The organism is Clostridium sp., assembly GCF_021372645.1.
GTDB lineage: Bacteria > Bacillota > Clostridia > Clostridiales > Clostridiaceae > Clostridium.
In genome coordinates this window covers 1-4,946 of sequence record NZ_JAJFUC010000021.1, presented here as the reverse complement: position 1 = coordinate 4,946, position 4,946 = coordinate 1, and the positions used below count along the sequence as shown (strand labels likewise).

At 29.5% G+C, this 4,946-nt stretch carries 3 protein-coding genes, 2 tRNA genes and 3 rRNA genes; 7 read left to right on the top strand and 1 reads right to left on the bottom strand.

Going from position 1 to position 4,946, the window contains the following annotated elements; all coding sequences use genetic code 11:
- The 6 genes from LLF98_RS03290 to LLF98_RS03265 all read left to right on the top strand — a co-directional run.
- A 23S ribosomal RNA gene (locus tag LLF98_RS03290) occupies positions 1–73 on the top strand; the annotation flags it as partial.
- Between the two features lie 71 nt (positions 74–144).
- Positions 145–261: ribosomal RNA gene (gene rrf, locus LLF98_RS03285) — 5S ribosomal RNA — on the top strand.
- Positions 262–268: 7 nt separating this feature from the next.
- Positions 269–344, top strand: a tRNA-Lys gene (locus LLF98_RS03280).
- A 303-nt stretch (positions 345–647) separates the two neighbouring features.
- Positions 648–1,589, top strand: coding sequence for an L-lactate dehydrogenase (locus LLF98_RS03275; protein WP_291700783.1), 942 nt, complete (start codon positions 648–650; stop codon positions 1,587–1,589).
- A 280-nt stretch (positions 1,590–1,869) separates the two neighbouring features.
- A 5S ribosomal RNA gene (rrf, locus tag LLF98_RS03270) occupies positions 1,870–1,986 on the top strand.
- Between the two features lie 6 nt (positions 1,987–1,992).
- Positions 1,993–2,068: transfer RNA gene (locus LLF98_RS03265), tRNA-Lys, on the top strand.
- A gap of 506 nt (positions 2,069–2,574) precedes the next feature.
- Here the strand turns inward: LLF98_RS03265 and LLF98_RS03260 are convergent.
- Positions 2,575–3,324 carry a signal peptidase II gene (locus LLF98_RS03260; protein ID WP_291700781.1) on the bottom strand — a complete coding sequence of 250 codons (750 nt, stop codon included), beginning with the start codon at positions 3,322–3,324 and terminating at the stop codon, positions 2,575–2,577.
- Positions 3,325–3,557: 233 nt separating this feature from the next.
- Here LLF98_RS03260 and LLF98_RS03255 point away from each other — a divergent pair, with 233 nt between their 5' ends.
- Positions 3,558–4,379, top strand: coding sequence for a pyruvate, water dikinase regulatory protein (locus LLF98_RS03255; RefSeq protein WP_291700779.1), 822 nt, complete (start codon positions 3,558–3,560; stop codon positions 4,377–4,379).
- Positions 4,380–4,946: the final 567 nt, after the last annotated feature.

Genomic DNA, 4,946 nt, shown 5'->3' with positions numbered 1-4,946 from the left:
GTTGATAGGTCAGAGGTGTAAGTATGGTAACATATTTAGCTGACTGATACTAATAGGTCGAGGGCTTGACCAATATATAATCAAGTTGTAAATAATACATTAATATTTATATGCAATTTTGAAAGAACATAGTTTTTTCAAACATCTCGTGACGATGGCATAGAGGTAACACTCCTTCCCATTCCGAACAGGACAGTTAAGGTCTATAGCGCCGATGGTACTGCACGGGTGACTGTGTGGCAGAGTAGGACGTTGCGAGGTAAGATTTGCGTGATTAGCTCAGTTGGTAGAGCACCTGACTCTTAATCAGGGTGTCCAGGGTTCGAATCCCTGATGACGCACCAGAGTGAAGATTGTTAAAATTTATTTTTAACAGTCTTCTTTGTTTTACAGTTAAATATTATTAAATTAAAAATTTTATACACAAATTCATTATATTTATTGAGGATAAGTATAATAAATTTGTTAATTAATTAAATTATAGATGATTTAATTAGTTTATCAATATAATAGGAAGTTGAAAGAATACTTTTTATCATACATAATACTTATTATGAATATGTATTATGTATAATAAAAAGCGAATAATTGGTTAATTAGTAAGAAACAATATAAATTTAAATAATGATTTTGAGGCAGGCATTTATATGAGTTTAAAGAAAAGTAAGGTTGCCATTATAGGAACAGGCTTAGTAGGCTCTAGTACAGCATTTAGTTTAATAACACAAGGAGTTTGTGATGAAATATTAATGATTGATATAAATGAAGAGAGAGCTCTCGGTGAGGTTATGGACTTAAATCATTGTATTGAATACTTAAATAGAAATACAAAGGTTATTAGGGGACGCTATGATCAATGTGGGGATGTGGATATTATAGTAATAACAGCGGGTGCGCCACCTAAGCCAGGTCAGACAAGAGTAGACACATTAGAGTTATCGGCTAGAATAGTAGAATCTATTGTAGATCCCGTAATGAAGAGTGGATTTAAAGGTCATTTTATTGTCATTTCCAACCCTGTGGATATGATTGCATATCATGTTTATAAAATATCAGGATTACCAAAGAATCATATTATAGGTACTGGGACTTCAGTTGATTCAGCTAGGTTAAAGAATTTTATTGGAGAGTTATTAAATGTAGATCCACGTAGTGTTCAAGCATACTCAATGGGTGAACATGGAGATTCTCAAATGGTACCTTGGTCACATGTGACAGTTGGAGGAAAATCATTTTATGAAATATTAACAGATAACAAAGAGAGAGTTGGAGATGTAGATTTAGATAAATTAGTTTTAGAAACGGCTAAAGCTGGCTGGGAAGTATATAATAGAAAAGGAACAACATACTACGGAATAGCAACAGCAACAGTTGGAATAATCAAAGCAATTCTGAATGATGAAAATAGAATAATGCCAGTGTCTACGTTACTAGAAGGTGAATACGGTGAAAATGATGTATTCTGTGGAGTACCTGCTGTTTTAAATGCTGATGGAGTTAAAGAAGTTGTGGAAATACACATGACAAATGATGAATTAGACAAATTTAAAAAATCAGTAGCATTAATAAAAGAATATATAAAAAAATAAATCAACATTTATTTTAAATAAAGGTTGACATAAAATAATATAGCATGTATAATTATATCTTGTTGAGACAAATATTCGACAAGATATAATTATACATAGATTTAGAATAAGCGATATAAATTCTAGGGATTTATTGAAAAAGGAAACTTCAACTCATTATTCATTCGTTGGAGTACAGCTCTTTTATCTAAATCAAAGATTTAACTAATAACGAATACAAATTCTAAACGAATTTGCATAAGTTCGTTTAATTTAATCAAAGATTTAGAGACTCACTTAATCTCGTGATGATGGCATAGAGGTAACACTCCTTCCCATTCCGAACAGGACAGTTAAGGTCTATAGCGCCGATGGTACTGCACGGGTGACTGTGTGGCAGAGTAGGACGTTGCGAGGTAAATATGGTTTACTAGCTCAGTTGGTAGAGCACATGACTTTTAATCATGGTGTCCCGGGTTCGATTCCCGGGTAAGCCACCAATTATTTTTAACAAAGTAATTTTTATTAAAAACTTGCTTAGTGTTTATATAAAGGGTCTTTACTTAGAGTAAAGGCTCTTTTTTATTCTTTAGGAAATTATAATCAAGTCAAATCTGTGGATAACTTTTGAAAGTAGTATAAATACATGGTTAGTAAAGCAATTTTAAATATGAATAAATTATTAACAAAAATTATTGCTAAAGGAAATAAGCAGAAACACACAGTCTGCGAAGCAGATTTTCTTGTTTATATGATATATTAATTAGTAAATTGTATTTACATATGATGAAATGAAATAATAAGAAATTTTTATCAACGTCACTAGTTATGTATATGAAAAACACTTTATATTCCTAGTAATTACTAAGGATATAAAGTCTAAATGTAATTATACTGCATGAAGGCTCGGCAAACCCAATATAAAGGAAACACGGCTCGTGGTCACTCATTTTTAGCTATCTACTTATCAAAATTAAGAATGAGTAGCTTTATAGATTATATTATTTCAAGAACATTTAAATTTATGGAATATATCATTTCTTATAAATAATAAGAATTTTTTTAGTGTTTCGAGGTCATCTTTAAAAGATGTATCTTCACTAGATGATAGGTATCCGTTATTAAACATAGTAAGAGTAAAAAATAATATGCTCAGATTAATATATAGATCTTTTATATCTGCAATAAATAGATTGCTGATTCCTATAAAATCTAAACTGCCTCCATAAAATACTTTATCAATCAGTGAACAAATAGCACCACAAGTTACAAAAATAAAGCACATGTCTGACCAAAAATCTTTATTTCCTTTATGTAAATAATATCTGAATACTTCAATAAAAATGAAAATAGCAAGTATATTTAATGTTATTAAAATTGGGAAGCTAACAGATGTACCAAATCGGGCATTTAGCCAAGATCCATCAGTATTAATTATAGGCCTAAAGTATAGCATGCCATTAATTATAGGAAAATCATTATTAAACCACAGGAATTTTATTAATATCTTTATCCCTTGATCAAGTAAAAAAAAGAATAAAAATAGAAGTAACAATATATTCGATTTAAATCCGTTTTCATGCTTAATGCCAAATTTATAAGTAAATAGACCAACAAGTGCAAATAATAGAATCAGTATTATGTTAAAAGAAATTGTTTGAAAATCAATAATTCTTCCAGTGAAAAGCTCAAATAAAACATATAGAACCCACATTATAGGAAGAATACTTATAGTCAACACCTTTTTATTTTTCATACAAGTACCTCCAATTATAAATTATATTAATGCTATATTAATGCTATATTAAAGTGTAACATATGCTGAAAAAAAATTCACTACTATTAAAATAACTTAATTTGGCTTAATATAGAAATAAAGAAAATATACATAAACTAGTTGGAAAATATGGGGTGTGCATAAAGTATATTAATAAAAAGTGTCAAGGTATAAAAATAATTATGAAAATATGAGAAAGAAGGTATAATATTATGTTAACAATTTTAGCAGTATCAGATTCTATAGGAGAAACTGCAAATCAGGTAGCGGTTGCAGCAGCAAGTCAATTTACAGAAAAAGTTGAGGTGAAAAGGATTCCATATGTGAAGGCATTAGAGGATGTTGAAGATGTAATGAAAATTGTAGATGAATGTGAAAATGTAATAATAGTATCTACGATAATCACTGTTAACGTAAGAGAACACTTAACACAAAAGGCAATGGAAAAAAATATATCAGTTATGAATGTATTAGGACCGATACTCAATGTAGCATCTATTTTATTGAAAACACAACCTACATATAACCCTGGCGCTATGAGACAAATAGATGAAGTATATTTCAAAAGAATAGAAGCTATGGAATTTGCAATGCAATATGATGATAGTAAAGACTATAGGGGATTAAAAAATGCAGATGTTGTATTGGTGGGGCTTTCAAGAACATCAAAGACACCACTATGTATGTATCTAGCTAATAAGGGAATAAAAACTATAAATATTCCATTAATGCCAGAGGTCGAGGTACCAAAAGAAATATATGAAATTGATAGGAAAAAAGTATTTGGGCTTACTATAAATCCACTTAGATTAATTGAAATTAGAAAAAAGAGATTAGATAAGTTTCACAGAATCACATTGGATATTGAATATGCAGGAGATGCTAGAGTATTAGAAGAATTAGAATTTGCAGATAAGATAATGAGAAAAATAGGTTGTAAAACTATAGATGTTACAGAAAGAGCTATTGAGGATACTGCATTAATTATTTTAGAGGAAATAGGATATAATAAAAATAGCAAAAATCAAATTTAATTTTTATTAAATTGTTTAGGCATATAAAAAAGAACTGCCCCCAATACGTTGTATATTTAGTGTCACACAAGGAAGTGAGTTTTGAGCACAGCAGGTTATCAACGAAACTTACAACCCTAGTGTAATTAAAAATAGGCAAGAATACTGTGCAGTTCTTTTTTTATGCTTCATTATAGTAGTGGAATTGCATATTAAAAGTAAATTATTATACTGATTCTGCACAATAAATCCGTATAACTATTCCGAGTGTATCACTAATAGGATAATAGAGAATAGTGGATAAATTACGGACTATAATGAATATAAATGAGTTAAATGGTATATATTAATATATGGGCGTCATAAATATATATGTTAAGATAAAATACGTCACAAAGAGACGGAAACAACTTAAAAGAATTTGATAAAAACCTTTTGAAAAAAGATTTTAAAAGATTTTAAAAAAGTTGTTGACAGGATTCAAGCCAAGTGATATACTAAATAAGTCGCTTGAGTGTGACAAATAAAAACAAATAGTTACAACGAAAGTTGTGAAAGAAAATGGTCTTTGAAAATTGAACAGAATAA

Coding starts and splice junctions, on each gene's coding strand:
- LLF98_RS03255 (WP_291700779.1), top strand. CDS start 3,558: ATGTTAACAATTTTAGCAGTATCAGATTCTATAGGAGAAACTGCAAAT.
- LLF98_RS03260 (WP_291700781.1), bottom strand. CDS start 3,324: ATGAAAAATAAAAAGGTGTTGACTATAAGTATTCTTCCTATAATGTGG.
- LLF98_RS03275 (WP_291700783.1), top strand. CDS start 648: ATGAGTTTAAAGAAAAGTAAGGTTGCCATTATAGGAACAGGCTTAGTA.